This is a genomic window from Streptomyces griseoaurantiacus (assembly GCF_036189845.1).
Classification (GTDB): Bacteria; Actinomycetota; Actinomycetes; order Streptomycetales; family Streptomycetaceae; genus Streptomyces; species Streptomyces griseoaurantiacus.
The window spans coordinates 6945252-6969988 of record NZ_CP108326.1; the positions used below are offsets into that span (position 1 = coordinate 6945252).

General features: G+C 74.0%; 21 protein-coding genes. 6 read left to right on the forward strand and 15 right to left on the reverse strand.

The annotated features are described in order from the left end of the window. Window positions 1-90: 90 nt before the first annotated feature. The 3 genes from hemA to OHB09_RS30570 form a co-directional block, all read right to left on the reverse strand. The gene (gene hemA / locus OHB09_RS30560; RefSeq protein ID WP_006139180.1) at window positions 91-1317 is read right to left on the reverse strand and encodes a 5-aminolevulinate synthase; all 1227 of its coding nucleotides are present in this window, start codon (window positions 1315-1317) and stop codon (window positions 91-93) included. Between the two features lie 4 nt (window positions 1318-1321). After that, the gene (locus tag OHB09_RS30565; protein ID WP_328922860.1) at window positions 1322-2902 is read right to left on the reverse strand and encodes a class I adenylate-forming enzyme family protein; all 1581 of its coding nucleotides are present in this window, start codon (window positions 2900-2902) and stop codon (window positions 1322-1324) included. A 105-nt stretch (window positions 2903-3007) separates the two neighbouring features. Then, window positions 3008-4249: an FAD-dependent oxidoreductase gene (locus tag OHB09_RS30570; RefSeq protein WP_328922861.1), complete on the reverse strand. Its 1242-nt coding sequence runs from the start codon at window positions 4247-4249 to the stop codon at window positions 3008-3010. Window positions 4250-4466: 217 nt separating this feature from the next. Here OHB09_RS30570 and OHB09_RS30575 point away from each other — a divergent pair, with 217 nt between their 5' ends. Continuing rightward, window positions 4467-5054, forward strand: a complete 588-nt coding sequence (locus OHB09_RS30575) for a TetR/AcrR family transcriptional regulator (protein ID WP_006139176.1) — start codon at window positions 4467-4469, stop codon at window positions 5052-5054. 45 nt (window positions 5055-5099) lie between these two features. Here OHB09_RS30575 and OHB09_RS30580 read toward each other — a convergent pair whose 3' ends face one another. From OHB09_RS30580 to OHB09_RS30595, 4 genes are all read right to left on the reverse strand, one after another. Continuing rightward, the gene (locus tag OHB09_RS30580) at window positions 5100-5792 is read right to left on the reverse strand and encodes a helix-turn-helix transcriptional regulator (RefSeq protein WP_006139175.1); all 693 of its coding nucleotides are present in this window, start codon (window positions 5790-5792) and stop codon (window positions 5100-5102) included. A 199-nt stretch (window positions 5793-5991) separates the two neighbouring features. After that, on the reverse strand, window positions 5992-8802 hold the full coding sequence (locus OHB09_RS30585) for a BTAD domain-containing putative transcriptional regulator (RefSeq protein WP_191853583.1): 2811 nt from the start codon (window positions 8800-8802) through the stop codon (window positions 5992-5994). 408 nt (window positions 8803-9210) lie between these two features. Next, on the reverse strand, window positions 9211-10806 hold the full coding sequence (locus OHB09_RS30590; protein WP_328922862.1) for an acyl-CoA mutase large subunit family protein: 1596 nt from the start codon (window positions 10804-10806) through the stop codon (window positions 9211-9213). Between the two features lie 535 nt (window positions 10807-11341). Then, window positions 11342-11584, reverse strand: a complete 243-nt coding sequence (locus tag OHB09_RS30595) for a hypothetical protein (protein WP_328922863.1) — start codon at window positions 11582-11584, stop codon at window positions 11342-11344. Window positions 11585-11765: 181 nt separating this feature from the next. Between OHB09_RS30595 and OHB09_RS30600 the strand changes: the two genes are divergently transcribed. Next, the gene (locus OHB09_RS30600; protein WP_328922864.1) at window positions 11766-12572 is read left to right on the forward strand and encodes a peptidoglycan-binding domain-containing protein; all 807 of its coding nucleotides are present in this window, start codon (window positions 11766-11768) and stop codon (window positions 12570-12572) included. Between the two features lie 121 nt (window positions 12573-12693). Here OHB09_RS30600 and OHB09_RS30605 read toward each other — a convergent pair whose 3' ends face one another. After that, complete coding sequence (locus OHB09_RS30605) at window positions 12694-13407, reverse strand: nucleoside/nucleotide kinase family protein (protein ID WP_328922865.1); 714 nt, start codon at window positions 13405-13407, stop codon at window positions 12694-12696. Window positions 13408-13461: 54 nt separating this feature from the next. Then, the gene (locus tag OHB09_RS30610) at window positions 13462-13668 is read right to left on the reverse strand and encodes a hypothetical protein (protein ID WP_006138309.1); all 207 of its coding nucleotides are present in this window, start codon (window positions 13666-13668) and stop codon (window positions 13462-13464) included. 96 nt (window positions 13669-13764) lie between these two features. On the opposite strand from OHB09_RS30610, the gene OHB09_RS30615 reads away from it, so the two are divergent. From OHB09_RS30615 to OHB09_RS30630, 4 genes are all read left to right on the forward strand, one after another. Next, window positions 13765-14505, forward strand: coding sequence for a beta-phosphoglucomutase family hydrolase (locus tag OHB09_RS30615; protein WP_328922866.1), 741 nt, complete (start codon window positions 13765-13767; stop codon window positions 14503-14505). After that, window positions 14502-16859 carry a glycoside hydrolase family 65 protein gene (locus tag OHB09_RS30620; RefSeq protein ID WP_328918193.1) on the forward strand — a complete coding sequence of 786 codons (2358 nt, stop codon included), beginning with the start codon at window positions 14502-14504 and terminating at the stop codon, window positions 16857-16859. The genes OHB09_RS30615 and OHB09_RS30620 overlap by 4 nt, the downstream gene beginning before the upstream one ends. A 254-nt stretch (window positions 16860-17113) precedes the next feature. Further along, window positions 17114-17653, forward strand: a complete 540-nt coding sequence (locus OHB09_RS30625; RefSeq protein WP_191853588.1) for a VOC family protein — start codon at window positions 17114-17116, stop codon at window positions 17651-17653. 154 nt (window positions 17654-17807) lie between these two features. Next, window positions 17808-18464 (forward strand): helix-turn-helix domain-containing protein, encoded by a 657-nt coding sequence (locus OHB09_RS30630; protein ID WP_191891885.1) that lies wholly within the window; start codon window positions 17808-17810, stop codon window positions 18462-18464. 48 nt (window positions 18465-18512) lie between these two features. Here the strand turns inward: OHB09_RS30630 and OHB09_RS30635 are convergent, their stop codons facing one another. The 6 genes from OHB09_RS30635 to OHB09_RS30660 all read right to left on the reverse strand — a co-directional run bounded on the left by OHB09_RS30635 (window position 18513) and on the right by OHB09_RS30660 (window position 24653). Beyond that, window positions 18513-20159 carry a sodium/solute symporter gene (locus tag OHB09_RS30635; RefSeq protein WP_234527695.1) on the reverse strand — a complete coding sequence of 549 codons (1647 nt, stop codon included), beginning with the start codon at window positions 20157-20159 and terminating at the stop codon, window positions 18513-18515. Then, the gene (locus tag OHB09_RS30640; RefSeq protein ID WP_050811082.1) at window positions 20156-20698 is read right to left on the reverse strand and encodes a DUF485 domain-containing protein; all 543 of its coding nucleotides are present in this window, start codon (window positions 20696-20698) and stop codon (window positions 20156-20158) included. Before OHB09_RS30640 ends, OHB09_RS30635 begins: the two co-directional genes overlap by 4 nt. 135 nt (window positions 20699-20833) lie before the next feature. Then, window positions 20834-21757: a polysaccharide deacetylase family protein gene (locus OHB09_RS30645; protein ID WP_234527696.1), complete on the reverse strand. Its 924-nt coding sequence runs from the start codon at window positions 21755-21757 to the stop codon at window positions 20834-20836. Between the two features lie 209 nt (window positions 21758-21966). After that, entirely contained in the window at window positions 21967-22908 is a 942-nt protein-coding gene (locus tag OHB09_RS30650; RefSeq protein WP_328922867.1) for a DMT family transporter, read from the reverse strand. A gap of 142 nt (window positions 22909-23050) precedes the next feature. Continuing rightward, window positions 23051-23830 carry an SDR family NAD(P)-dependent oxidoreductase gene (locus OHB09_RS30655; RefSeq protein ID WP_252306931.1) on the reverse strand — a complete coding sequence of 260 codons (780 nt, stop codon included), beginning with the start codon at window positions 23828-23830 and terminating at the stop codon, window positions 23051-23053. 355 nt (window positions 23831-24185) lie between these two features. After that, window positions 24186-24653, reverse strand: a complete 468-nt coding sequence (locus OHB09_RS30660; protein WP_328922868.1) for an SPW repeat domain-containing protein — start codon at window positions 24651-24653, stop codon at window positions 24186-24188. Between the last annotated feature and the right edge of the window lie 84 nt (window positions 24654-24737).

Genomic DNA, 24737 nt, shown 5'->3' on the forward strand with positions numbered 1-24737 from the left:
CCGGCCGGTCATGCGCCTCCGGGCGAGGGTGCCGGGACGGGACGGGGCGGGCGCCGCGCGCCCGGCACGGACGCGCGGGCCCGCCGGGGGTCAGGCGCCGCGGACCCCGCCGCGCGGGATGCCCAGTTCCTGCCAGATGCCGTCCAGAGCCTCGGCGAACTTCTCCACGTCACCGAGGGTGTGCGTCGCGGAGGGCGCCACCCGCAGGATCTCCTCGCCCGCCCGGACGCTGGGCGCGTTGATCGGCTGCACGTAGATGCCGTGCCGCTCCAGCAGGATCGCCGAGGCCCGGCGGCACTGCGCGTCGTCCCCGACGAACACCGACACGATGTGCGACTCGTCCGAGACGAACGGGATCCTCCGCTCGCCCAGCAGCCGGTGCAGCAGCCCGGCGTTGGCCGCGAGCCGGTCCCGCTCCGCCTCCGAGGAGCGCAGGTGCTGCACCGCCGCCAGCGCGCTGGCCGCGGTGGCCGGCGGGAGCGAGGTGGTGAAGATGAACGGCCGGGACAGGGCGCGCACCGCGTCCACCAGGTCGGCCGGACCGGCGATGTACCCGCCCGCCGTGCCGAATCCCTTCGCGAGCGTGCCCATGAACACGGTGAACCGGTCGGCGATGCCCTCCCGGGCGGCGATGCCGGCGCCCTGCGGGCCGTACATGCCCACCGCGTGCACCTCGTCGACGAACGTGGCCGCGTGGAACTCCTCCGCCAGGTCCGCGAACTCGGCGAGCGGCGCCACGTCCCCGGACATCGAGTACACCGACTCCAGCACGATCAGCTTGGGCCGCTCGGGATCGGCGGCGGCCAGCAGCTCCCGCAGGTGGGCGACGTCGTTGTGGCGGAAGATGCGCTTCTCGGCGCCGCTGTGCCGCAGTCCGTCGATGATCGAGGCGTGGTTCAGCGCGTCGGAGAAGACCAGCGTGCCCGGCGCCCGGCCCGCGAGCACCGTCAGCGCCCCGTCGTTGGCCGTGTAACCGGAGGAGAAGACCAGCGCCGCCTCCTTGCCGTGCAGCTCGGCCAGTTCCTGTTCGAGCAGCACGTGGTAGAAGTTCGTGCCGCCGATGTTGCGGGAGCCGCCCGAGCCGGCGCCGAAGGCGTCGACGGCGTTCTTGGCCGCCTCCAGCACCGAGGGGTGCTGGCCCATGCCGAGGTAGTCGTTGCTGCACCAGACGCTGATCTCCACGTCGGAGGGGGCGTCCTGCAGCCGGGCGAGAGCACTGGGGAAGCGGCCGGCGCGGCGGCCGATCTCCAGGAAGTCCCTGCGCTGCCCGCCGAGGGCCTCCAGTTCACCGGCGAAGTGGTCCAGGAGTCGGTTCATGGCGTCAACTCACCTCTCGTACGGGGGTGTTCGAATGGGTGGTGCCGTGCCAGGCGAGACGGAGCCGGCGCTTGTCCGGCTTGCCCCCGGCGTTCAGCGGCAGCGCGTCGAGGATCAGGACCTCCTCGGGCACGTGCCCGGCGCCGAGGCCCGCGGCGAGGTGCGCCCGCACGTCCTCGGCCTCGATCCGCGCACCCGGCCGGGGCACGACGGCGGCCTTGAGGTGCTCGACGAGATCGGGGTCGCGCACCGCGAAGACGGCGGCCTGCGCGATGCCGGGGAGCGTGAGGATCCGTCGCTCGACGACCGCCGGATGGACCAGCACCCCGTCCGTCTTGACCACGTCCGCGATCCGGCCGAGCAGGGACAGGCAGCCCCGCTCGTCGATCCGGCCGAGGTCGCCGGTCCGGTACCAGCCCCGGCGCAGCGTGCGCATGCTCAGCGCCGGGTCGGCCCAGTAGCCGTCCATCAGGTGCGGGGAGCGCACCCACACCTCGCCCGTCGCGCCCGGGGGGAGCTCCTCCTCGGTCTCGGGGTCGTGGACGGCGATCTCGTTCTCGGGGAACGGGCGGCCCACGGTGGAGTGCAGCCCGGGATCCTGGTGGTCGCCGGGGTGCAGCAGGGTGATCCGGCCGCTCTCGCTGGTCCCGTAGCCCTGCACCAGCACCGGCCCGAGCAGACGGACGGCCTCGGCGACACGGGCGGGCGCGGCGGCGCTGCCGGTGTAGATGAGCTGGCGCAGCGCGGACAGGTCGGCCTCCCGCAGCGGCGCGTGGTCGAGCAGCTGGTACAGCTGCGCGGTGGCCATGAAGGTGTGGCTGATCCGGTGCCCGGTCAGTGCCCGCAGGACGGGCTCCGGCGCGAACTCCTCGTGCAGGACGACGGTGCCGCCGCCGGCCAGCACGGCGTCCGCCATGGTGGCCACGGTATGGCTCAGCGGGGTCGTCACCAGCAGCCGGGCGGCCGTCCCCGCCTCGCCGGTGAAGGCCTGCCCGGTCACCTCCACGAGGTTGTCCCAGGCCGCCGCCGACAGCCTGATCCCCTTGGGACGGCCGGTGCTGCCGCTGGTGAACCCGATCACCGCCAGGGCGCGCGGTCGCCACGGCACGGCGGCCGGCTCCCGCACGTCCCCCGAGGCACCGGCCTCGGCGAGGGCGACACGGCCCCGGGCGCGCTCGGCGAGTTCCCGGGCGCGGCCGGCGTTCTCCGCGTCGGTGAACAGCACCCGGACCCGGGTGTCGAGGAGGATGCGGAGCTGTTCCCCGACGGGCAGCGCCGGCCCGGAGGTGCCGGGGTTGGTGGACCGCACGTGACAGACGGCCGCGCCCAGCAGGTGGGCCGCGTAGCGGACCCGCAGCATGTCGGGACTGTTGGACGCGGTCAGGACGCCCACCACGGCGCCCGGCCCGGCGCCCAGCTCCCGCAGTCGCGCGGCCGTCACGGCGACCGAGGCGGCGAACTCGCCTCCGGTCAGGGCCTGTTGCCGCCAGTGCACGGCGATGCGATCCGGCTGGGCGGTCAGCGCGGACAGTACCCGCGCGACATAACCGTCGTGCGGTGCCCACCAGCCGTCCGGTAGAGCCATGGTCGACCTCGATTCGATGCGTGCTGCGGTGAGTGGTGCGGGGGCGTGGACGAGCCGGGCGAGCCGGTCGCCTCGGCGGTGCGGGTGCGTGGGGTGACGGCGTCCTCAGCGGGCGCCGGCACCGAGCTGCTCGGCGAGCTCCGGCTGCAGCGTCGTCATCACCTCGACGAAGTCCTGGTGGGCGCCGCGCCGCGGCGGCTCGGCCTCGTAGGAGCGCAGCGCCGGGGTGTTCCACTGCAGTTCCTGCAGCCGCTCCACGTACGGCCGGCGGATCCGCTCGTACGCCTCCACCCGCGTGGGGTCCTTGTGCGCGAGCGCCTCGTCCACCGCGCGGGCCAGCGAGGCGGCGCTGTGCAGGGACTGGTTGAGTCCCTGCCCGCCGAGCGTGTGCATCCCGTGCGCGGACTCGCCGAGCAGCAGCACCCGGCCCCGGCGCCAGGACGCGGCCTGCCACATCGCGAAGTCGATCCGGAACACCGGGGAGGTGCGGTCGCGGACCTCGCCGAGCCAGTCGGCGAGCTCGGGGTCGACCGTCTTGATCTGCCCGGCGAACACCTCCGGGTCCGCCTGCCCGAGAGCCTCGCCCTGCTCCCGGTCGGGGCACCACACGACGGCCATCGAGTCGCCCGGCGTGGGCACGGTGAACAGCGCCTGCGGGGCCGGGTGCCGCACGAGCAGCACGGGCTCGCGCCTCGGCACGACCGGCGCGGCCACCAGCCAGCCCGGACGCCCGAACGGTGTGTCGCGGACGGTGATGCCGCTCAGGTCGCGCAGCGGGGAGTGCCGGCCGTCCGCGGCGACCGCGTACCGCGCCCTCACCCGCTCCTCGGCCCCGCCCCCGGCACCGTCACCGGTGGTGCCTGCGGTGGTGTCGGCGAAGGTGAGGAGGACACCGCCCTCGTCCTGGCCGAGGGCGGTCACCCGACGGCCGGTGCGCACGGTCGCGGACGGTTCGGCGCGCAGCCGGGCGAGCAGCGCCTGCACCAGCGTGCCGGTCGGCACCGTCAGCCCGTAGGGGCGGGCGATGCCGGGGAGGTCGTAGTACCGCCAGCGGGAGAGGAGCCCGTCCCGCCCGTGGTCGTCGGCGCCGAGGATGCGCTGACCGGCCCCCAGCAGTTCCTCCTCGACGCCCTCCCCGGCGAGCAGGCCGAGGGTCGGCGGGGCCACCAGGGGGGAGATGCCCGCGCCGGCCGGCTCGAACTCCGCCTCGGGGGCCACGAGCAGCACCGAGCGGCCGGCCCGCGCGCAGAGCAGCGCCGCGAGGAGCGCGGTCGAGCCGCCGCCGGTCACGCACACGTCCACCTCGGCCCCGGGGCCGCCGACTGGGTTCCGATCGCTTGCGGTCATCGGGTTCCTCCGTTGTGTGGCCGTCACTGGTCGGCCATCCTCACGAAGCCCCCGCCGGGCGCCCAGACCCGTCCGGGCGGGCCGTTCGGGGCGCCCGCCCGGCGGCGCCCGTCCGGCCGCCCCGGACCACCGGGCGGGCGCGGCCGGCCGGGCACCGCCCCTCGGCCCGGCCGGATCACTCTGCGACACCTGTTGGGTACAGGTGTAATCTGGGCGAATGCCCGACACGACGACAGACCACGGCGCCAAGCGCGTCGATCCGCGGGTGCTGCGGACCCGGGCGCTGCTGCGGTCGGCGGCACTCGAACTGGCCGCCGAGCGCGAGCTGTCGGGCATCACCGTGGCCCACGTGGCCGAACGGGCGACGGTGAACCGCGCCACCGTCTACCAGCACTACAGCGACCGGGACGCGCTGCTGCTGGACGCCATGGAGGACGAGCTGACCGCGCTGGTGGCGGTGCTCGCCCGCTGCCCCCTGGTGGACGGCCCGGTCAGGACACCGCCGGCCTTCGCCGACGTCTTCCGGCACGTGGAGTCCCAACTCGTGCTCTACCGGCGCATGCTGGGCCCCTGCGGCTCCGCCCGGTTCCTGAACCGGCTGCAGCAACTGGTCGCCGAGGAGGTGGCGCGGCAGCTCACCGCCTCCCCGGCCGGGCCGCGGAACGGCGCCGGCACCGCGCTGCGGGCGCACTGCGCGGCCGGCGCCTTCATCGGCGTCCTGCGCCACTGGCTGCTGGCACCGGAACCGGTCGAGGCCGCCGCCATGGCCGAGGGCGCGTGGCACGCCCTGTCCTCGACGGACTGATCCCCACCGGGAACGGCCCGGGGGAGGGGCGCCGGCGCGGGGACGTCAGGCCAGCAGTCCCTGCTGCAGTGCCACCGAGACCGCCTGGGCACGGTTGGAGCAGTTGAACTTGGCCAGCAGGTTGGCCACGTGGCGCTTCACCCCGTGCTCCGAGATGCCGAACCGGTGCGCGATCATCCGGTTGCTCAGCCCCTCCGCGATGAGCCCGAGGACCGCCTGCTCCCTCGGCGTGAGCTGGACCCGGGGGCTGCGGTGCGTGCCCCGGCTGCGGCCGGCGTGCCGGATGAAGAGCCGGGCGAGCGTGTCGGGTATCGGCAGCTTGCCCCGTTCCAGCCGCCGCAGTGCCTCCGCCATCGAATCCGGCGTCAGGTCCTCCTGCATCACATAGCCGTCGAACGGGATGGCGGCGATCCACGGAATGTACTCGGGCTCCGCGCTGTCCAGCAGCAGCAGCGACTTCACGTCCGACCGGGAACTCTCCCCGACCAGTTCGGCCAGGCGCGCCTCGCCGTAGGCGGCCGAGACGATCAGCAGGCCGAACCGCTCGGCGCGCAGCAGGGCCGCGGCCTCCTCGGGAGCGGGGCAGGCCACCACGGCGCGTCCGTGGCCGGGACCGTCGAGCAGGCTGCGGACCCCCCGGCGCGCGACCTCGTTCGGCAGGACCGTGAGCACCGGCCGGGCGGCTGTCAGAGCGGTGGGCGCGGTGGGTGAGGCGGGTTGCGTCTGAACGTACGACATCGGTCATCCCCCTAATACGAACTGGACCCATCTGGTGGTGCGTTGCGGATCTGTCCCGGAGCCGGTGGCGGTGCGCCGTGTCACGCGCGTGCCCTCGGGTCTCCCCGGGGACCAGTGCTCTCTCCGGCCCCGGGAGAAGCATGTCAGCGACCCGGCCCGGACCGTAGAGGCACAGTTCCACTCCCGGTCCACTGGACAGTCACCGGATCCCCGCCGCCCGCTCCGCGAGCCAGGCGTCCGCCCGCCGCCGCCCCTCCCGACGGGCGGGCTGCAGCACCGACAGCCGGGTCACCTCGCGCACCCAGGCGCTGCGGAAGACGTACTCGTCCGAGCCCGGGATGGAGCTGCGGTCGGCCCGGACCAGGAAGTGGCGGCGTTCGAGATGGGCGAGCCACCGCTCGCACTCGGCCACCTCCCGCCCGCCCACGGCCGCGACGGCCTCCGACCAGAACCGGGGCCCCTGGACCGAGGCGTCCCGCAGCACCGCCTTGGCCTGCGGGCGCAGGGCGTCGATGTGCTCGGTCACCACCGCCCTGACCCGCTCGGGCAGATGCTCCGGCCACGCGCCGCAAACCTCCGCCCGCTCCGCCGGCGAGGGCCGCCCGAACAGGGCGGCGTACTCCACGACGAAGAGCGGAATGCCGCCCGTCACCGAGGTGAGGTCGGACCGGTCGAGGGTGCGCCGCACGCCCCACTGCTCCCACAACCGGCTCACCAGGCGCGCCGAGGCGTCCTGGCTCAGGGGTTCCAGGTGCATGGTGCTCGTCGTGCGGTAGCCCCCGCCGCCCCAGGTGGGCCGGCGTTCGATCAGGTCGGGACGCGCGGTGGTGACGACCAGCAGCGGGATCCGGGCCGAGGACTCGGCCAGGCCGTCGACGAAGTCCAGCACCCCGTCGTCCGCGAGGTGCAGGTCCTCCAGGACGAGCACCAGGGGCCGCTCCGCCGCGAGCGCCTCCAGCATCCGCCGGCAGGCGGCGACCGCCTCGCCGTCGAGGACGCCGCCGGTGTGCGCCGGGGCGACCAGGGCGCGCAGATGGCCGAGGACCGTCTCGCGGTCCACCACCCGCGGGCCGAGCCAGCGCCGCAGCGCCGCCGAGAGCTTGTCGTCGACGGTGTGCGGCGGGTCCGCCGGGTGCAGACCCGCGCACAGGCCGACCAGTTCCCCGAGCGCGGTCCGGCCGGTGGGGCGGCCGAGGACGGGCATCCGCAGCCGCAGCAGGTGCGCGTCCTCCGCGCGCGCACCCACCAGCCGGGCGAACTCCTGGACCAGCCTGGTCTTGCCCACGCCGGGTTCGCCGAGCACGCTGATCTGGTGCGGCCTGCCGGTGCGCACCGCCTGGTTGAACAGGGCGGTCAGCACGTCCAGTTCGGCCTCGCGTTCCACCAGCGGGGCCCTCGCACCCGGCGCGGCCGGGGACCGGCCGAGGGCCGCCACGGCGGCGGAGGCCGAGCCGCTGTCCAGCGGGTCGCCGAGCCCGGCGGTGACCAGCCGGGCGGCCCGGCGGGTGGCGTCGCACAGTTTGATGTGGCCAGGCTCGGCGGACTCCAGCTGGCGCAGGCACTGGTCGAGCAGGGCGCCGACGACCATGGGCGCGGCGTCCTGGCCCGCCTCGGTGAACCGGACCAGCGCGTCCCCGGTCGACACCGCCACCCGCACCCGTCCCGCCCCGGGTACGACGCCGAGGGGCAGGGCGAGCCGCAGCAGCCGGTCGTGCACCGCGTGCCCGGCGCGCACGGCGCGCAGCGCGTCGTCCACCCGGCTGCGGAACACCCCGAAGAGCATCAGCAGCGTGGAGCCGATCCGGCCGGCCACGGTTCCGCCGTACCGCGCGGCCTCCTCCGCGACCACGGCCGACACCTCGCGGAAGCGGATGTCGAAGGCCTCCGCGTCGTCGCCCCCGACGGCGGCCGGCGGCTCGACCCGCACCAGGACGGCGCTCAGCCGTTTGCGTTCCCCCGCCGCGTGCCCCGGCGGGGCGTCCTCCCCGGTGGGCGTGGCGAGCACGGGGGCCGACGGGAGGGCCTCGGTGACCAGCGCCGAGGGGGGCGCACCGGGCGGCGGGCGGAACACGGTGCGGGTCGCCGCCGGGGGCGCCGACCGGTCCGCCGCGAGGTCCGCGGCGACCTCCTCGGGCGGGGCGAGGGGCGGGACCGTCTGCGCCGGTGCGGGCGGGTCGATGGCCGGGTCCCGGGTGCGCACCGCCCGCTCGAGGTCCCGCAGTTCCCGGGTGGGCTCGCTGTCGAACCTCTCGGCGATCAGGTCCCGTTGGCGCCGGTAGAGCTCCAGGGCCTCGACGGGTTTGCCGTTGCGGTGCAGCGCGAGCATGAGGAGTGCGCACAGCCGCTCGTTCAGTGGGTCGGCCTCGGCGAGGAGACGTAACTCGCCGAGCACCGTCTGGTGCCGGCCGCAGCGCAGTTCGGCGTCGGCGCGGTCCTCACGGATCGCCTGGCGCTCCTCGGACATCGCGGCGAGTTCCGGCCAGGAGGCCCCGGCCTCCACGAGATCCGCGAGGACCGCGCCGTTCCACTGCGCCAGCGCCTGGCGGAAGGACTCGGCCGCGGCGGCCGGCGAGCCGGCGGCCAGTTCGCGCCGTCCCTGCTCGGCCAGCCGCCGGGAGCGGTGCAGGTCGATCAGCTCGGGGTCGACGCGCAGCAGATAGCCGGGCGCGTGGGTCAGCAGGACCACCTCGTCGTCCGGCCCGTTGCCCCGGGCGAGTGCGGTACGGAGCGCGGAGACGGCGTTCTGCACCATCTTCCGGGCGGTGACGGGCTTTCTGCCCGGCCACAGGGCGTCGACCAGCCGGCTGGTGGCGACGACCTGGTTGGGGTGCAGCAGCAGATAACCTAGCACCGCCCGCTGCTTCGTCCCGGGCACCGGGATGGCCCGGCCGTCCCTGCCCTGGACGGCGAGCGGCCCCAGTACCCGGAACCGTACGGGCTGCGGATCGTCCGGGCGCGGCACTGCGACCCCGGAACGCTGGTCCTGGCTGAGCATGAGTACTCCTGGCATGGCGCGACGACATGGACTGTGGGGAGAGGGAGCGCGCGGTGGCAGGGAGCGGCCTGGACGGCCGCGCGTCAGGGACGACAGCGAGAGACTCTTGAAAGATGAACCAATTCAGGGATAAACAATGGCTGAATTCGGTCGTTTGAGGCGGTCATTCCGGCAGTGGGCATTACTCGGCAATTCCCCATTCCCTGGAGTCGAACTGTTCGAACTTTTCGGCCGGGAGTCTACCTTTCGCCGGGCGGCGCGTGGCGGAGTAATCCGGGACGTCCGGAGGTGCGCCCGCCGGCCGACCGCGAAGGCCGTGGAAAGGGTTCCCGTGAGGGCCCTAAACGGGCTCGGACCGTGCCGTTTCTCACAACGGGAGCCCCGAGCCCGTGCGTCGGACGACATTACGAGAAATTTTCCTCGTCAAAAGACATCGTTTGGACGGTACGTTCCCCACACTTCCCGCAATGTGTCACACACTTCCCCGATCGTGGCACCTGCGGCGAGCGCCTCCTTCATGGGATAGAGGACGTTGTCCTCGCCCTCGGCGGCCTTCCGCATCGTCAGCAACGCATTGTTGACGCGTCCCTGGCATCTCCAGGCCCGGAGTTTCGCGAGGCGTTCGGCCTGGCGGGTTTCGATGGCGGGGTCGACGCGGAGGGGTTCGTAGGGTTCCTCCTCGTCGAGCCGGTAGCGGTTGACGCCGACGACGACGCGTTCCCCGGCGTCGGTCTCCTGGGCGATGCGGTAGGCGCTGCGTTCGATCTCGCTCTTCTGGAAGCCGTGTTCGATGGCCTCCACCGCGCCGCCCAGGTCCTCGACCTTGCCCATCAGCTCGCGTGCGGCCGCCTCGAGGTCGTCGGTCATCCGCTCCACCACGTAGGAACCGGCGAAGGGGTCGACCGTCGCGGTCACGTCCGTCTCGTGGGCCAGGACCTGCTGGGTGCGCAGCGCCAGACGGGCGCTCTTGTCGGTGGGCAGGGCGATCGCCTCGTCGAAGCTGTTGGTGTGCAGCGACTGCGTACCGCCCAGCACCGCGCCCAGGCCCTGCACCGCCACCCGCACCAGGTTCACCTCCGGCTGCTGCGCGGTCAGCTGCACCCCGGCCGTCTGGGTGTGGAAACGCAGCATCCACGACTTGGGATTCCTCGCCCCGAACTCCTCACGCATCACCTGCGCCCAGATCCTGCGGGCGGCCCGGAACTTGGCCACCTCCTCCAGGATCGTCGTCCGCGCCACGAAGAAGAACGACAGCCTCGGCGCGAAATCGTCCACGTCCATCCCCGCCGCCACCGCCGTGCGCACGTACTGGATGCCGTCGGCCAGCGTGAACGCGATCTCCTGCGCCGGCGAGGCCCCCGCCTCCGCCATGTGGTAGCCCGAGATCGAGATCGTGTTCCAGCGCGGGATCTCCGCCCGGCAGTACTGGAAGATGTCCGCGATCAGCCGCAGCGACGGCTTGGGCGGGAAGATGTAGGTGCCCCGCGCGATGTACTCCTTCAGCACATCGTTCTGGATCGTCCCCGTCAGCTTGTCCGCCGCCACCCCCTGCTCCTCCGCCACCAGCTGGTACAGCAGGAGCAGCAGCGCCGCGGGCGCGTTGATCGTCATCGAGGTGGACACCTTGTCCAGCGGGATCCCGCCGAACAGCACCCGCATGTCCTCCAGCGAGTCGATCGCCACCCCCACCTTGCCGACCTCACCGTGCGCCAGCGGCGCGTCGGAGTCGTGCCCCATCTGCGTGGGCAGATCGAACGCCACCGACAGACCCATCGTGCCGTTCGCGATCAACTGCTTGTAACGGGCGTTGGACTCCGCCGCCGTCCCGAACCCGGCATACTGCCGCATCGTCCACGGCCGCCCCGTGTACATCGACGGATACACACCCCGCGTGTACGGATACGCCCCCGGCTCCCCCAGCTGCTCCGCCGGATCCCAGCCCGCCAGATCCCCCGGCCCGTAGACCGGCTCGATCGGCAGACCGCTCTCCGTGGACCGGGTGCCTCCTGTGCGCTCCATGGGTCACGTCCTCTCCCGGGACGCGTCGCGGTCCCGGCTCGACCGGTTCCCGGGCGGGCGCCGGACGGCGCCCGGCCGCCGAGTCTGCCCGGAGTGCGCACGGCACGGAATCCTCGACCGGCGCCCTCGGTACGGGTCCCGGAACCGGGACACCCGCCGTGCCCGTTCGGCCACCCCGCCCGGCGCGCGCGAGACGAGCGGCCCGGGCCACCCGGCCCCGGCATGCGCCCCGGAGCCCCGCGCCCCGGCCGGGCACCCGCTCCCCAAGACCGCGAACCGCCACGCCCTGATCGACCGCTCCCTCGCCGTGCTCACCGAGGGACACGCCTGGCTGCCCACGCGCACGCGGGACAGCGCGGAGCCGGTGCTGAGCACCCGGTTCCTCGGCCACCCCGCCCTGGCCGTGCGCGGCCCGGACGCCGTGCGGTTCTTCCACGACGAGGCCGATGTCCGCCGGTGCACGGAGCCCTCCGGGGCGACCCCTACGCCTTCCGCCCGGGGCAATTCCAGGGCGGCACAACGCTGCCCGGCGGCTTCAGGAGAGGTACAGCCGCAGGCGTACGGGCCCGTCCTCGGGGCCGAACTCCAGCAGGGAGCCCCTCACCGGCGGCAGCAGTCCCCGCAGTACCGCCTGCCCCGCGTGCCGTCCGGGCAGCGAGGTGATCCGCACCCGCACGCCGCCCCGGCGCAGCACGCAGCCCTCCCACGTACGCAGCCCCGCCGCCTGCCGGAACCCGTGCAGCACGCTGAGGCGGCGGGCCGCGTGCGGGGTGGTCACGATCCGCGTCGAGCGGTCCAGGCCCCGCCGGGCCGGGGCGCACGCGGGAGCACGGGCGGCGCGCGCACGAGGTGCGGCCGGACGGACCGCGGGCGGGCGGATGAACCGCGGGGCGGGCGCGCACGTATCCCTCACCGGACCTGACGCACGGCCCAGGGAAGGCGCACGGAAGGAGAACGGCGTGCCGACACCGACCGATCCCCCCGACCGGCCCGGACAGCCCGCGCGACGCCCGGTGCTGGAGCCCACGTACGTCATGCGGCGGCGGCGCACGGAGGCGCTCGCGGAGCTGGTGCGGGAGCACCGGGAGAGCCGCGAGGACCGTGGGGCCGGGGCGGGGATGGAGGCGGAGCCGGACTACGAGGCGGTCCTGCCCGGCGGACCCGGGCCCGGCGCGGTCCCCGTCACCGACCTCGCCACCGAGGAGATGACCCCGGTCACCGAGCCCCTGGCCTCCTCGGGCACCGCACCTCCGGCACCGCCGTACGCCGGTGCCGGGCCGGGGACGGGTCGGCACCCGCGGCGGCGCGGCCACCCGGCGCGGGGCGTGCGGGGGCGGGCGGCGGGAGCCGGGGTCACGCGGCGGCGGGCCGCCCTCGCCGTCGGAGTGGCCGCCGCCGCCCTCCTCGGCTTCGCCGCCGCGCTCACGGTCACCGGCCTCGACGGCCCCGAGGCGCGGCGGGCCGCCGCACCGCCGGGACCTGCCGCGGCCGGCGCCGCCTCCCGGCCCGCCGGGGCCCCGGACACCGACCCCGACGGGGCCGGCACCCTCCGCGAGGGGGACAGCGGGCCCGCCGTGAGTGAACTGCAGCAGCGGCTGCTGCGCGTCCCCGACGTGTACCGGGACGGCGCGACCGACGGCCACTACGACGCCGTGCTGCGCGCGGCCGTCGCCCGCTTCCAGCTCTGGTACGGCATCAGGGGCGACGAGAGCGGCGTCTACGGCGACGACACCCGCCGCGACCTGGAGTCCCGCACCGTGCGATGACCTCCCGACGGCGGGCACGGGCCGGGGTGCGCAGGCCGCTCACCTCCACGCCGCACACCGCCCGGGCCCGCCCGCCGCAACGGGCGTGCCGCGCATCTCCCGCACGTGGCACGCCCGTTGCCTACTCGGCCCGCGAGGGCGCGGGAAGCGGCCGGTCCCGCCGGTCCGGCAACCCTGCCAGCTCGGGCATGGCGGGCAGGACGGGTTCCGGGACGATCAGGTCCGCCCGGTCGCGGGTCGTGGCGATGAGCGCGGCATTGCGCCGGTCGGGGCCGAGGGCCCAGGCGACCGCCGCCCCGTGGTCCTTGCCGAACTCCTCGTGGCGGGCGATCAGCCGTGCGACGCGCGCCTCCTCGTCGCGGGGCTCGCAGTACCAGACCTCGTCCAGCAGAGGGCGTACGCGTGCCCACTCACCGGTGCCGAGGAGGAGGTAATTGCCCTCGGTCACCACCAGTCGGGTGCCGGGCGGTACCGGAATGGTCCCGGCGATCGGCTGTTCGAGGTCCCGTTCGAAACCGGGCGCGTAGACGGTGCCGTCCTCTTCCGGGTCCCTCAACCGGCGCAGCAGGGCCGCGTAGCCGGCGGCGTCGAAGGTGTCGGGCGCGCCCTTGCGGTCGCGGCGGCCCAGCCGGTCGAGCTCGGCGTCGGCGAGGTGGAAGCCGTCCATGGGGACATGGGCGGCGAGCGGCGGGTCCGAGGCGGCGTTGAGGGCGCGCACGAGGTGCGCGGCGAGGGTCGTCTTGCCGGACGCGGGAGCACCGGCGAGACCGAGGATGGCCCGGGATCCCGGACGCATCAGGCCGGCGGCCCGCCGCAGGAGGTCGTCGAAGGTCACGCCCCCATTCTTCTCGCCCCGCGCGGCCTCACTCCTCCCGGCCCCCACCGGGCCTCAGAGCGCGCGGCCCTCCCCGGCGCCCGGGCCACCCGCACCCGGGCTGATGATCTCCTCCAGCACCCTGCCCACCGTCTCGTAGACGAGGGCCCGTACCGCCCCTTCCTCCCCCCTCTCCCGCCACTCCCGTTCCTGTTCCTCCGCCCACCCCCGTGCCCGCTGGATCCTCCGCAGCAGTTCGTCCGAGTCCACGACATCGTTCATGGGGTACGGGTACCCCCGCCGCGTCCGGGAATGTGGCGCTCGACACACACCCCGGGCCCGCCCCCTGTTCCGCCCGTCGGGGGGAAGCTGTCCCCTATGACTGAGCTCGGTCTCCCGGACGCAATCCAGGCCTGCCTCTTCGATCTCGACGGAGTCGTCACCCGAACCGCCGTCGTCCACGCCGCCGCGTGGAAACAGACCTTCGACGAGTATCTGCGGCGACGCGACGGCACGGACTTCCGGCCGTTCGACAAGGGCGCCGACTACGACCGGTACGTCGACGGCCGCCCCCGCGCCGACGGCGTGCGCACCTTCCTCGCCTCGCGCGGCATCCACCTCCCCGAGGGCGAGCCCGGCGACCCGCCGGACCGGGAGACCGTGCACGGCCTCGGCAACCGCAAGAACGACCTTCTGCTGGAGCTGATCCGCACCCAGGGCGTGGAGGCCTACGAGGGCACCCTCCGCTACATCGAGCGGGCCCGCGCCGCCGGCCTGCGCACCGCCGTCGTCTCCTCCAGCGCCAACTGCCGTGACGTCCTGCGCTCCATCGAGGCCCTACACCTCTTCGACGTCCGCGTCGACGGTGTCGTCGCCGCCGAGCGCGGCCTGCCCGGCAAGCCCCGCCCGGACACCTTCCTCGCCGCCGCCGCCGACCTGGGCGTCGCGCCCAAGGCGGCCGCCGTCTTCGAGGACGCACTGGCCGGCATGGACGCCGGCCGCTCGGGCCACTTCGGCTACCTCGTCGCCCTCGACCGCGTCGGCCAGGGCGACGCCCTGCGCGAACACGGCGCCGACATCGTCGTGAAGGACCTCGTGGACCTGGGGAGGTGGGTGTGATCACGCACACCTCCTACGGCGTGGAACCCTGGTGCCTGCGCGAACGCGGCCTGCACTCGGAGGTCCTCCCGCAGAGCGAGTCGGTCTTCGCCCTGTCCAACGGCCACGTCGGCTGGCGCGGCAACCTCGACGAGGGCGAGCCGCACGGACTGCCCGGTTCCTACCTCAACGGCGTCTACGAGTCCCACCCGCTGCCGTACGCCGAGGCCGGCTACGGCTACCCGGAGTCCGGACAGACCGTCATCAACATCACCAACGGCAAAATACTGCGCCTGCTGGTCGACGACGAGCCCTTCGACGTGCGCTACGGACGGCTGCGCTCCCACGAACGCGTCCTCGACCTGCGCACCGGACTGCTCACCCGCACCTGCGAGTGGACCTCCCCGGCCGGCACCACGGTCCGCATCCGCTCCCGCCGCCTGGTGTCCTTCACCCAGCGGGCCATCGCCGCGGTCTCCTACGAGGTGTCCGCCGTCGACAGCCGGGTCCGGATCGTCGTGCAGTCCGAACTGGTGACCAACGAGCAGCTCCCCGGCCACAACGGGGACCCGCGCGCGGCCGTCGCCCTGGAGTCCCCGCTGGAGGCGGAGACGCACTTCGCCAAGGGCACCCGGCTCCGGCTGGTGCACCGCACCCGGCGCAGCCGGCTCCGGGTCGCCGCGGCGGCCGACCACCGGGTCACCGGCCCCGAGGAGACCGCCACCGAGTGCGAGTCCACCGAGGACCTCGCCCGGCTCACCGTCGCCTCCGTGCTCGCGCCGGGCGAGAGCCTGCGCGTGGACAAGCTGGTCTCCTACGGCTGGTCCAGCACCCGTTCGCTGCCCGCCGTCAGCGACCAGGTCGACGCCGCGCTCGCCGCCGCCGCGACCCGCGGCTGGACGGGCCTGGTGGAGGAGCAGCGGGAGTACCTCGACGACTTCTGGGCCCGCTCGGACGTCGAGGTGGACGGCGACGAACAGATCCAGCAGGCCGTGCGGTTCGCCCTGTTCCACGTGCTGCAGGCCGGGGCGCGGGCCGAGCAGCGGGCCATACCCGCCAAGGGACTGACCGGCTCCGGCTACGACGGCCACGCCTTCTGGGACACCGAGACCTTCGTCCTGCCGCTGCTCACCTACACCTCGCCCGAGGCGGTCGCCGAGGCGCTGCGCTGGCGGCAGAACACCCTGCCCGCCGCCCGCGAGCGCGCCGCGCAACTCGGCCTGCGCGGCGCCGCGTTCCCCTGGCGCACCATCGCGGGCCAGGAGGGCTCGGCGTACTGGCCGGCCGGCACCGCCGCCTTCCACGTCAACGCGGACATCGCCGACGCGGTGGTCCGCTACACGGCCGCCACCGGCGACACACGCTTCGAACGCGACACCGGTGTCGAACTCCTCGTCGAGACCGCCCGGTTGTGGCGCTCGCTGGGTCACCACGACCACCGGGGCGCCTTCCACATCGACGGGGTCACCGGCCCCGACGAGTACAGCGCCGTCGCCGACGACAACACGTACACCAACCTCATGGCCCGGATGAACCTGACCGCCGCCGCCGACGCGGTCGAGAGGCATCCGCGGCAGGCGGCCGCGCTCGGCGTCGACGACGAGGAGAGCGCGGCCTGGCGGGACGCCGCCGAGGCCATGCACATCCCCTACAACCACGAACTGGGCGTGCACGAGCAGCACGCCGGGTTCACCCGCTACCAGCGCTGGGACTTCGCGGCCACCCGCCCCGACCAGTTCCCGCTGATGCTGCACTTCCCCTACTTCGACCTGTACCGCAAACAGGTCGTCAAGCAGGCCGACCTGGTGCTCGCGATGTACACGTGCAGCGCGTTCTTCGACGCCGAGCACAAGGCGCGCAACTTCGCCTACTACGAGCCGCTCACCGTGCGCGACTCCTCCCTGTCGGCGTGCACCCAGGCGGTCATCGCGGCCGAGGCGGGCCACCTGTCGCTCGCCTACGACTACCTCCACGAGGCCGCGCTGATGGACCTCCACGACCTGGAGCACAACACCCGCGACGGGCTGCACATCGCCTCCCTCGCGGGCACGTGGATGGTCCTCGTGGCGGGCTTCGGCGGCATGCGGCACCACGGCGGGACCCTGCAGTTCGCGCCCCGGCTGCCGGAGACGTTCAGCCGCCTGGCGTTCACCCTGGAACTGCTGGGGCGCCGGGTGCGGGTGGAGATCGGGCGGGGCTCGGCGGCGTACACGCTGCTCAGCGGTGATCCGCTGGTGATCCACCATCACGGGGAGTCGCTCACGGTGGAGGTGGACAAGATCAGCCGCCGCGACATCCCGCCGCTCAAGCCGCTCGCCTCCCCCTCCCAGCCGGAACACCGCCGCCCCAACAGGGCGACGGCGCGCGAGGGTTAGGGGCCGACGCCGCCCCGATCACGCCGCAGACGCGGGCCCGCCACCCGTGTCTGCGGCGTTCGCATGCCGTCCGGCGGAAATCCGTGCCCGCTCTTTTCTTGAAGAGTCTGCAAGAAACTGTACGATGGAGTCATCCACTTCACGCGGTCGCAGTCGGGGAGGGGGCAAGGGAACGCCCATGTGCCGCAGCCAGGAACGGTTACAGGCTTTCGAGAAGCTCGGCACCGAGCTCGCAGGGAACACGGAGATCTGAGATGACACGCACCCCGCCGGTCAAGCTGGCCCACATCGTCCTGAGGACGACGCGCTTCGTCGAGATGAAGGAGTGGTACAAGCTCGTGCTGATGGCCGCTCCGGTCTTCGAGGACGACCACCTGTCCTTCCTCACCTACGACGAGGAACACCACCGCATAGCCGTCCTCGGCATGAACTCGCTCGACGAGCCGCGTCCCGGAACCGCGGGCGTGGACCACGTCGCCTTCACCTTCGCCGACCTCCAGGCGCTCGCGGCCAACTACGAGTTCCTGAAGGGCAGGGGGATCAGCCCGTACTGGTGCATCAACCACGGGCCGACCACCGCGATGTACTACCGGGACCCGGACGGAAACCAGCTCGAACTCCAGATCGACAACTTCGACACCGACGAGGAACTCGAACGGTTCTTCGCGACCGGTGCCTTCGACGCCAACCCGGCCGGCCTCGAATTCGACCCCGAGGTGCTGGTGTCCGAACTGGCCGGGGGAGTGCCCGTCGACGAACTCAGGCGGCGGGACCACTGGCTGCAGACGCGGTAACGCACTCCCCGGCGCAGGCCACGCGTTCCCGGCGTGGTCTGCGCCCGCGTGCGCGGGCCGGCCCGCCGCACCCGCCCGGCAATACCGCCGGGAACGGTCCGGCCAAGGGCTGCCCCGCCAGGGACCGCGGGACAGCCCTTAGGATCCGGTGACCATGCCAGTCAACCGAAAAGCGGTCCCCCGGGCCGAACGCGAGGCACTCATCCTGGACCGCGCCGCCGAGATGTTCCGCGACGCCGGCTTCCACGAGACCGCGGTCTCGGAACTCGCCCGGGCCTGCGGCCTCACCGCCAACGCCGTCACCTACTACTTCCCCAGCAAGGACATGATCCTGGCCGCCGTACTCGAGCGGTGGACCTCCGCCGTGCTCGAAGAGGTCGGCCTGGCCGAGGCCGCCGGGGCCACGCGGGCAGACGGAAGCCCCACCACCGTCGCCGAGCGCTTCGACATGCTCGAGGCGGCCGTCGGCTCCCTCGACCCCGCCACAGGCCGGCCCGGCAGCCTCGCCGTACTGATCGAACGGCTCCGCCCCTACCGGCGCGTCTACGCGGTGGTGCACGAGCGGATGCACGCGGCCTCCTGCGTCGCCCGGTGGCACCGCCTCTCGCACCTGCTGTTCGGCACGCTCATCACGGCCGACGTGGAGCGGCGCTTCGGCGCCGCGCCGGCCGCCGGCCCGCTGGCCGTGGCCGTCGCCCTGGTCGAGAACGGACTGCTGCACGAGCAGGAGGGCACCATGAGCGCGGCCGAGCTGATCGAGAACGTCCTCGACCAGGTCCACCTGCTCCACGACTGCCGGGCGGCCGGGTGAACCGGAACGAGCCGGAGCACAGCCCCCCGCCCGCCCGCACCCCCTCGGCTACCCACCGCCCCCCGTCACGGGCGGGGCGTCGGCGCGGGAGCGGGGGAGGGCCGCGCCCGCCAGGATGCGCGGCTCGACCCGGTCGTACAGCCGCCGCTGACGGTCCTTCCGGGACCGCCCCGACAGCATGGTCCCCACCCAGCCGCACAGGAACCCCGCCGGGATCGACGCCACCCCCGTCGTGGTGAAGGGGAACCAGTGGAAGTCCAGCCCCGGGAACGCCGCCGTGGGTGACCCGGAGACCAGGCTCGTCCCCGGCATCAGCACCAGCACCGCCAGCGTGCCCCCGATCAGCGTGCACAGCAGCCCCGCCCGGGTGCACCGCCGCCAGAACAGGGCGTACACCAGCGCCGGCGCGAGCGCGGAGGCGCCCACGCAGAAGGACGCCGTCGCCAGCGGCTGCAGACTGCGGTCCTGCACCAGGGTGGCGAGCAGGATCGCCGGCACACCCACGACCAGCGCGCACACTCGCGCGAGCATCGTCTCCCGCTGCGGGCCCGGCGGCTTCGACCGGGTGGCGAACACGTCGTGGGCGAGGGAATTGGCGCAGGCGAGGATCATTCCGGCCACCGAGGCGAGCAGCGTCAGGAAGAGCGCCGTGGTGACGCTCGTGAACAGCAGCGTCTCCGGACGCGAGAGATGCGCCCCGAACGCGGCCCGGGAACCCAGCAGATACGCCGTGTTGCCGCGCGGATCGGCCGCGGCGAGCCCCTCCCTGCCGACCAGCGCGGTGGCCCCGACGGCCACCACGGTGATCACCACGGCGAACACCGCGACCGCGGTCACGGCCCAGGACATCGAGCGCCGCACCTGCCGGGCACTGCCCGCGGTGTACATCCGCATCGTCACGTGCGGCAGGCAGGCCGCGCCCAGCACGATGGTGAGCTGGGTGCTGATCATGTCCAGCCGGGGGTGCTCGCCCGCGGCGAACTGCAGCCCGGGCCGCAGATACGCCTGCCCCGCGCCGCTGTGCTCGGCGGCGGCGGTGAACAGGGCGCCCGGGTCCCAGTCGAAGGCGCGCAGCACGAGGACGGCGACGACGGCACCCGAGCCGAGCAGCATCACCATCTTCAACAGCTGGATGAGGGCCGTGCCCTTCATACCGCCGATGGCCGCGTAGGCGATCATCAGCGCGCCCACCCCGACCACGCACCCGGTCTTCATGGTGCTCCCGGTGAACCCCAGGATGTACGCGAGCAGTTGGCCGGTGCTGGCGAGCTGCACGAGCATCATCGGCAGCAGCGCGATCAGGGTCACCGCGCAGGTGGTGATCCGCACCGACCGGCCCGGCATCCGCCGGGACAGCGCGTCGCCCAGGGTGAACCGGCCGGTGTTGCGCAGCGGTTCGGCCAGCAGGAACATCAGCAGCATCAGCGACAGCGTCATGCTCAGGGCGAGGACGACACCGTCGTAGCCGCACAGCGCGATCACCCCGCCGATGGTGAGCACGGTGGCGGCGGAGATGTAGTCCCCGGCGATCGCGAGCCCGTTGCGCAGCGGCGACATCGTGCGGTAGCCGGTGTAGAACTCGGCGAGATCGTCCCGGTCGGGGCCGGTCATCACGCACAGCAGCAGGGTGACGGTGACGACGGCGCAGAAGGCGACCAGGGACCAGGACTGGGCGGAACCGTCGAACTCGGTCATCGTCCCGGCCCCACGAGCCCCTCGCCCTCGGCGGCCCGGGCCAGGGGATCGGGTGGGGTGTGGCGGCGTACGCGGGCGGCGAGCGGGTCGACGTAGCGGCGGGCGGTGTACTCGTACAGCAGGACGGCCAGCCAGGTGACCGGCAGCTGGACCAGCCCGAGCAGCAGCCCCGTGGACAGGCCGCCGGTGACGGGACGGGTCATCACCGACGGCTCGTACGCGGAGAGGAGCAGGAAGGCCACGAAGTAGCCGAGGGCGGCGAGAGTGGCGACCCGGCGCTGCCTGCGGTAGGCGCGGCGCAGCATCCGGAGGTCCCCGTGGTGCCCGCGCGCCCGGTGCGGTAACGCCCGGCGCAAGGGGCGGGTCGGTAAGTCCCCCTCGTACTCGGCCGGATCACCGTCCCGTGCGTGCGCCACCGGTTCCTCCACGGGTTCCTCGTCCGGCGGCCACGGGTGCGGCAGGGCGGAGACCGACCAGCTCGGTATGTGCGGCGGTGGCACCGGGGAGGAGGGGTGCGGTGAGTGCGGGTCGTGGGACATCCCGGTTCTCCTTGCGGCTCGGAGGTCCGGCGGGAGCGGACCGTGGGGGAGGGAAGCGGGGGAACGGGTTTTCGCACGCTATCCGCCGCGATCCGGGGAGTGGGCCGTTTTCCGGCAACTCGGGGCGGCCCGTCATCACCCCGCTGACCTCGCATGTTGTCCCTGTGAGTGCAGTGACGGCAGAGCCGTGGGGGACGCCGGGACGTCCTCTTCGGCACGTGGGCGCACACCTCCCACGGCCCGGCGGCGGACACCGCCGGAGGGGGCTGCGCGCAGACCGTGGTCGGCGAGCGGTCCCACCGTCAGGCCCGCCCGCCGGCAGTCGGTGACCAGAGCCGGCAGCGCTTCCAGGGTCGCCTTCCAGCAGTCCGGGGCGGCGGCCCGGTCCGTGTCGTGCAGCAGCACCGTGCCGCCGCCGCGCAGATCGGCCTCCACCGTCGCGCGCACCGAGTCCGCGGTGGCGTCCGCCGTCCAGTCCCTGCCCCAGGCCGACCACAGCACCGGGCGCAGCCCCGCCCGCCGGGCCGCCGCCCAGCGGCCGGAGGTGAGGATCCCGTACGGCGGCCGGTACCAGCGCGGCCGGCGGCCGGTCACCTCGGCCACCGCCTCGGCCGCCCGCGCCACCTCGCGCGCGTCCCGCGCGGGTGCGGGCAGCCAGGGCCGGTCGTGCGTCCAGCCGTGGACGGCCAGTTCGTGTCCCCGGCGGGCCGTCTCGCGGGCCACCTCGGGGTGGCGCAGGACGCTCTCGCCCAGGACGAAGAACGTGGCGCGCACCATCAGCTCGTCGAGCGCTTCCAGGAAGAGCGGGGTGGAGAGCGGGTCGGGGCCGTCGTCGAAGGTGAGGGCGACATGGCCGGGCCGGCCGATGCCCGCGAGCCGGGGGAAGCAGCGGCGCCGCAGCCCCGGCAGCCAGGTGGCGGCCGGGACGATGTGCGCGCCGGCCGCGGCGGTGACCGCGAGGGGCACGGCGGCCAGGGCCGCCGCACGCCGGACGGACGGCGGCGGGACCGGCGCGCGCGGGCCGGACACGGGAACGGGCTCGTGGCTCGTGCGGCTCATGCCTCTCGGTACCTCTCTGTCGTGTGGCTGTTCTGTCGTGCGGCTGTCGTCCTCGGTGTGTCTCCGCCGTGGTGCGCTGCTGAGGTCGTGCCCTGCCGTGGGGCCTCGTCATGCCCTGCCGACTGGTGCCGTGCCGGTGGTGCCCCGCCGTGATGTTTCCCCGTCGTCCGGGAGTTCGTGCACGGCCCGGCGGGCGTGGCCGGTTTCGGTCAGGGCTCGCGGCGCGAACGCGTGCGGGCGGCGGACCGCGAGGCGGTGGCACCCCCGGTGCCGGTCCCACCGGAGCCCTTGTCCCACGTCTCGTGCTGCGAGGCCGCGTGGGCCAGCCCCACGGTGCCCGCGCCGATCAGCGCGATGCCGAGGATCTCGGGCACGAGCCGCAGCCCCAGGCCGATGTGCTCGTCGAACAGCACCCACCCCAGGGCCACGCTGGTCAGCGCGTCGCCGAGGGTCAGGGCGGGCTGCGAGGCGGTCAGGCTGCCGGCGCGGAAGGCACCCTGGAGGAGGACGAACGCGGTCAGTCCGGCCACCGCCAGCGCGTACAGCGGCCAGCTCGCGAAGATCCCCGCCCCCACGTCGCCGATCCGCCCGGTGACCTCCTTCATCAGCGCGGCCGTCGTCGCGAACGAGATCGCCGAGGCCAGCGCGAGCAGCGCCGCCCGGCAGGAACCCCTGGTCGGCCGGGAGGCCAGGACGAGCAGGACGACCGCGAGGAGCGTGGCCGCCCCCACCAGCAGCCAGCGCCCCGGCGTCGCGGCGGAGCGTCCCTCGGTCGGCGCCGCCGCGCCGAGGAACAGGCCCAGGCCGAGCGCGAGGGCGACGAAGGCCAGCCAGGTGCGCCGGTCCGGCGCGTGGTGGAAGACGAGGCTGCCGACGGCCAGGGTGAACAGCAGCTCGGCGGCGAGCAGGGGCTGGACGAGCGAGAGGCTGCCGACGGTGAGGGCGGCGGCCTGCAGCACGGTCGACACCGCCAGCAGCGCCGAACCGGCCAGCCAGAACGGGCGGCGCAGCACATGGGCCATCCAGTGCGCGGCGTGCCGCATCCCGGCGCCGGAATCCGCCTCGTCGGCCGCCGCACGCCGCTGCAGCACCGAGGCCGCGGCGTTGGCGAGGGCCGCGAGCAGGGCCAGAACGACGGTGGGCGCGTTCACGCCGTGACTCCTCGGCGGCTTCGGTTACTTCGACGGCTTCGGTGATATCGGGGGCGGGGGTTCGGGTGACTTCGGCGGCTCTGAGGGCTCGGACGGCTCTGCGGGCTCGGACGGCTTCGGGGGCTCGGACGGCTTCGGCGGTTCACCCGAAGCGGGCGGCGAGCCGTCGGTAGACGGCGGGGGCCGTGCCCCGGATCCGGACCGGCAGCCGCAGCCAGCCGGGGACGTAGACCTCGTCCCGCCCCCGCGCCACGGCGGTGCTGACCGCCTCGGCCACCTTCTCGGCCGGCACCGGCCGCGGGTGCGACCGTACGTAGGGCATGCCCCGACGTTCGAAGAACGGCGTGTCCACCACGGCGGGTACGACATGGCTGACGCCGACGCCGGTGCCGTACAGCTCGTAGCGCAGCGCGTCCGCGAACGCGGCGAGCGCCGCCTTGGCGGCCGAGTAGACGGCCTCCTGGCGCACGGCCAGCATCCCGGCCACCGACCCGACCAGGACCACCCGGCCCGCGCCGGCCTCCACCATGCCCGGCAGCAGCCGCCGTACCAGGTGCATCGCCGGCAGGACGTCCACCTCGAAGAGCGTGTCGATGGAGCCCGGGGGCATCGTCGCGAAGTCCCCCGCCCAGCCGATGCCCGCCCCGGCGACCAGGAGGTCCACCCTGCCCCCCGCGGCGTCCAGCGCGAAGTCCGCGAGCAGGCCCTCGGCGCCGGGGCGGGAGAGGTCGGCGGGGAAGACCGCGGCCGAGGTCGCGTCGGCCACCTGCGCGAGCCGCTGGGGATCGCGTCCGTTGAGCACGAGGTGCCAGCCCTCGGCCGCCAGACGCCGCGCCACCGCGGCGCCGATGCCGGAGGAGGCCCCCGTCACCAGGGCCGTTCCCGGACAGGCCCGTTCCCCCTCGGCCGGCCGGCGCACCATGCGGGGCTCCGCGCCCGGCACACCCGTCGGCACCTCGGCGAGGGAGGCGGCGTCTCGGGCGTACGAGGGGGCGCGGGAGAAGGCGTGAGCCATGGTGCGACCTCTGCGGGACGGCGAGCACCGGGGAGCCGGCCGGCGGCCGGAACGGTGCGCGGACGGGCGGACGGGCGGACGGAGCGGGCGGTGATGGAGTATCCGCCCGGCCGTGTTCTGAAACGTGTGCATGTCCGCACGTATGGGGCTTTCGGGGGCGGTCACGGGTATGGGCGCCGGAGCGTGCCCGCGTGCACGGGGAGGGTGCGCGCGGAGCGTGGACGCGGGGCGCCGCCCGTCGGCCCGCCCTCGCCCCGGGGGGTCAGGAGGTGTGCCGGGCCGTCCGCCGTGCGGAGCGCGTGCGACCCGTGGAACCGTCCTGTTCCCCGGGTTCCCCGGGTTCCCCGGGTTTCCCGGGTTTCCCGGAGTCGCGCGAGCGTTCCGCGAGCATGAGGCCGAGGAGACCGAGCAGGGCCAGCACGCAGCCGGACGCCACCTGGTTCCAGCGGATGACCTCCGCGCCCCAGTCGCCGAAGAAGCCGGAGAGGATCAGGCCCACCCCGACCACCGTCACCAGCAGATCGGTCTCCCTGCCGCGCGGCCGGGAGAGCCGGACCAGACCGGTGAGGAAGACGATGATCCCGGCGCCCATCTCCACGAGGTGGGGATCGTTGCCGAGGTCCTCCGGGTACTGCAGGGCCGCCATGCAGATGAACAACCACATGCCGGCCAGCATCAGCAGCACGCTCAGCGGCACGTGGTGCAGTTCCTTCGCGCGCGGTCCCGCCACACGGCCGATCGGACCCGGACGAATCTCTGCGTCAGCAGATTTTCTGGTCGAAATCGCACTCATTCGTACGGACTATCCCACCTG

Coding starts and splice junctions, on each gene's coding strand:
- hemA (WP_006139180.1), bottom strand. CDS start 1,317: ATGAACCGACTCCTGGACCACTTCGCCGGTGAACTGGAGGCCCTCGGC.
- OHB09_RS30565 (WP_328922860.1), bottom strand. CDS start 2,902: ATGGCTCTACCGGACGGCTGGTGGGCACCGCACGACGGTTATGTCGCG.
- OHB09_RS30570 (WP_328922861.1), bottom strand. CDS start 4,249: ATGACCGCAAGCGATCGGAACCCAGTCGGCGGCCCCGGGGCCGAGGTG.
- OHB09_RS30575 (WP_006139176.1), top strand. CDS start 4,467: ATGCCCGACACGACGACAGACCACGGCGCCAAGCGCGTCGATCCGCGG.
- OHB09_RS30580 (WP_006139175.1), bottom strand. CDS start 5,792: ATGTCGTACGTTCAGACGCAACCCGCCTCACCCACCGCGCCCACCGCT.
- OHB09_RS30585 (WP_191853583.1), bottom strand. CDS start 8,802: ATGCCAGGAGTACTCATGCTCAGCCAGGACCAGCGTTCCGGGGTCGCA.
- OHB09_RS30590 (WP_328922862.1), bottom strand. CDS start 10,806: ATGGAGCGCACAGGAGGCACCCGGTCCACGGAGAGCGGTCTGCCGATC.
- OHB09_RS30610 (WP_006138309.1), bottom strand. CDS start 13,668: ATGAACGATGTCGTGGACTCGGACGAACTGCTGCGGAGGATCCAGCGG.
- OHB09_RS30615 (WP_328922866.1), top strand. CDS start 13,765: ATGACTGAGCTCGGTCTCCCGGACGCAATCCAGGCCTGCCTCTTCGAT.
- OHB09_RS30625 (WP_191853588.1), top strand. CDS start 17,114: ATGACACGCACCCCGCCGGTCAAGCTGGCCCACATCGTCCTGAGGACG.
- OHB09_RS30630 (WP_191891885.1), top strand. CDS start 17,808: ATGCCAGTCAACCGAAAAGCGGTCCCCCGGGCCGAACGCGAGGCACTC.
- OHB09_RS30635 (WP_234527695.1), bottom strand. CDS start 20,159: ATGACCGAGTTCGACGGTTCCGCCCAGTCCTGGTCCCTGGTCGCCTTC.
- OHB09_RS30640 (WP_050811082.1), bottom strand. CDS start 20,698: ATGTCCCACGACCCGCACTCACCGCACCCCTCCTCCCCGGTGCCACCG.
- OHB09_RS30645 (WP_234527696.1), bottom strand. CDS start 21,757: ATGAGCCGCACGAGCCACGAGCCCGTTCCCGTGTCCGGCCCGCGCGCG.
- OHB09_RS30655 (WP_252306931.1), bottom strand. CDS start 23,830: ATGGTGCGCCGGCCGGCCGAGGGGGAACGGGCCTGTCCGGGAACGGCC.